This window comes from Delftia sp. ZNC0008, from assembly GCF_000799035.1.
In the GTDB taxonomy this organism is placed as follows: Bacteria; Pseudomonadota; Gammaproteobacteria; order Burkholderiales; family Burkholderiaceae_C; genus Comamonas; species Comamonas tsuruhatensis.
The window spans coordinates 1-2,700 of record NZ_JTKZ01000957.1; the positions used below are offsets into that span (position 1 = coordinate 1).

General features: G+C 67.7%; 3 protein-coding genes. 1 reads left to right on the top strand and 2 read right to left on the bottom strand.

Annotated elements, in window-relative coordinates; genetic code table 11:
• Positions 1-450: 2-amino-4-hydroxy-6-hydroxymethyldihydropteridine diphosphokinase (gene folK, locus L995_RS30825; protein WP_052195902.1), on the top strand; the 450-nt coding region annotated here is incomplete at its 5' end.
• An 84-nt stretch (positions 451-534) separates the two neighbouring features.
• Here the strand turns inward: folK and L995_RS30830 are convergent.
• Positions 535-1,503 (bottom strand): Bug family tripartite tricarboxylate transporter substrate binding protein, encoded by a 969-nt coding sequence (locus tag L995_RS30830; protein WP_047475281.1) that lies wholly within the window; start codon positions 1,501-1,503, stop codon positions 535-537.
• Positions 1,504-1,603: 100 nt separating this feature from the next.
• Entirely contained in the window at positions 1,604-2,656 is a 1,053-nt protein-coding gene (locus L995_RS30835; RefSeq protein WP_047475282.1) for a CDP-6-deoxy-delta-3,4-glucoseen reductase, read from the bottom strand.
• Positions 2,657-2,700 lie beyond the last annotated feature (44 nt).

Consider the following 2,700-nt stretch of genomic DNA (forward strand, 5'->3'; position numbering starts at 1 on the left):
CAATCTGACCGAACTGGGGTTGATCGAATGGATCGCATACGTGCTGGAACTGTGCATGGACCAGGGCTGGCCGTCTCCTCGCTCTACAGCACGGCGCCCATCGATTCCAGCGGTCCCGACTATCTGAACGCCGTGGCCGCTGTGCGCACCACGCTGCAGCCGCTGGCGCTGCTCGATGCGCTGCAGGCCATCGAACTGGCGGCCGGGCGCGAGCGCCCCTACCGCAATGCGCCGCGCACGCTGGACCTGGACATCGAGCTGTGGGGCGACGAGCGCATCGCGCTGCCGCGCCTGAGCGTGCCGCACCCGCGCATGCACGAGCGCGCCTTCGTGCTTGTGCCGCTGGCCGAGATCGCGCCTGAGCGCGTCACGCCCGCGCAGCTGCAGGCCGTGGCGGGGCAGGGCATCTGCCTGGCGCACAAGCCTGGCTGGCATCTCCGGCAAGCCTGAATCCCGACAGGGGCCTGAATGAAAAAGCCGCAGCGCCCTGAGGGCGGCTGCGGCTTTTTGCCAGGCGGGACGCGGTGGATCGGCTCAGTCCACCTTCGCTCCGGAGGCCTTGACGATGGTCTGGTACTTGGCGCGCTCGGCCGCCATGAACCTGTCGAACTCGGCGGGCGTGGAGGACACGGGCTCGGCCATCAGGGTCTCGAAGCGGGTCTTGGTCTCGGGCGCGGCCAGTGCGTCGGCAAAGGCCCGGCTCAGCTTGTCCAGCACGGGCTTGGGCGTGCCGGCCGGGGCGACCAGGCCCCACCAGGTATCGATGGCAAAGCCGGGGAAGGTCTTGGACAGCGCGGGCACGCCGGGCAGCAGCGTGGTGGGGTTCAGCGAGGTCACGGCCAACGCCTTGAGCTTGCCCGAGCGGATATTAGGCGCAGCGGCAGCCAGGTTGTCGATGTTGAAGTCCACCTCGCCCGACAGCAGGGCCAGCTGGGCCGGGTTGGCGCCACGGTAGGGCACGTGCAGGGCGAAGATGCCGGCTTTTTGCTTGAGCATTTCGCCGGCCAGGTGGCCTGCGCTGCCGTTGCCGCCGCTGCCGTAGTTGAGCTTGCCGGGGTGGGACTTGGCGTAGGCGATCAGGTCGGCCACGCTGTGGATCTTGAGCTGCTCGGCACGGGCCGCATTCATCACCAGCACGTTGGGCACGCGCACCATCTGGGTGATGCCCGCGAAGTCCTTGCCCGCGTCGTAGGGCATCTTGGTGTACAGCCAGGGATTGACGGCATGGGTGGCCGTGGCGGCCAAGCCGATGGTCATGCCGTCCGGCGTGGCGCGGGCAATGGCGTCGGCGCCGATGTTGCCGCCGGCGCCGGCCTTGTTGTCGATGATCACCACCCCCAGGGAGTCACGCACCCGCTCGGCCAGCGCGCGCGCGGTGATGTCCAGCGGACCGCCGGGCGCATAGGGCACGATCAGGCGGATGGGCTCTTGCGCCAGGGCAAGCGGGGAGGCCAGGGCAGCAGCGGCCGCCATGACCGAGAGAAGGCTGTTTCTACGGTTCATAGGGGCGCTATTGTGCAAAAAAATTGCGACACCTGGCTGCGCGCAGGTATGGGAAGCAGTTTTTCTGCGTATTGCTTGATCCGTGCCACCTTCTGCGCACTCAGGAAGCCTTGTCGGCCTCGGAGGTGAACGCGTCCGCGTAGAACTCTTCCGCCGGCAGGCCGCGTTGCTCCACATAGGCATGGCGTGCCGAATCGACCACGATGGGTGCACCGCAGGCATAGACCTGATGGCCGGACAAGTTGGCAAAGTCGTCCAGCACGGCCTGGTGCACGAAGCCCGTGCGGCCGGTCCAGCCGTCTTCCGGCAGCGCCTCGGAGACCACGGGCACATAGCACAGCTGGGGCATGGCCTCGGCCTGCTCGCGCACCCAGGCGTCGAGGTAGAGGTCCTCGGGCCGGCGTCCTCCCCAGTACAGGGTGACGGAGCGGGTGATGCCCTTGTGGCGGATGTGCTCCAGCAGCGCCTTGATGGGGGCGAAGCCCGTTCCCGAAGCCAGGAAGATGAGGGGCTTGTCGCTGTCCTCGCGCAGGAAGAAGCTGCCGAACGGGCCCTCCACGCGCAGGATTTCCTTTTCCTTCATGGCGCCGAACACGTGGTCGGTGAACTTGCCGCCCGGCATGTGGCGGATGTGCAGCTCCAGCCCCGGTGCCGTGTCCTGCACATGGGGGGCCGTGGCCATGGAGTAGGCGCGGCGGGCGCCGTCGCGCAGGATGAATTCCACGTACTGGCCTGCGTGGTAGCGGAACTTGTCTGCAGCGGGCAGCTGCAGGCGCACCTGCATCACGTCGTGCGACTTCTTCTCCAGCGTGGCCACGCGCACGGGCATCTTCTTGATCGGGAAGGCGCTGGCATCGGTCACCTGGCGCGACTCCAGCACCACCGAGGTGCTGGGCGTGGCGCAGCAGGTCAGCACATAGCCGTCGGCCTCTTCCTGGGCGGTCAACGCTTTTTCCGAGTGGGCGCCATGGGTGACCTCGCCGAGCAGCTTCTTGCACTTGCAGGAGCCGCAGGCACCGTCCTTGCAGCCATAGGGCAGGCCCACGCCGCAGCGGATGGCGGCGGCCAGGATGGTCTCGCTGCCCTGCGTGGCGAAGGCGCGGCCGCTGGGCTGTACGGTGATTTCGTGGGAAGCGTTGGCTATCTCGGTCATGTTCTCGGTATCCTCGGGGGCGCTGGCGGCGCGTGGAGACGCGG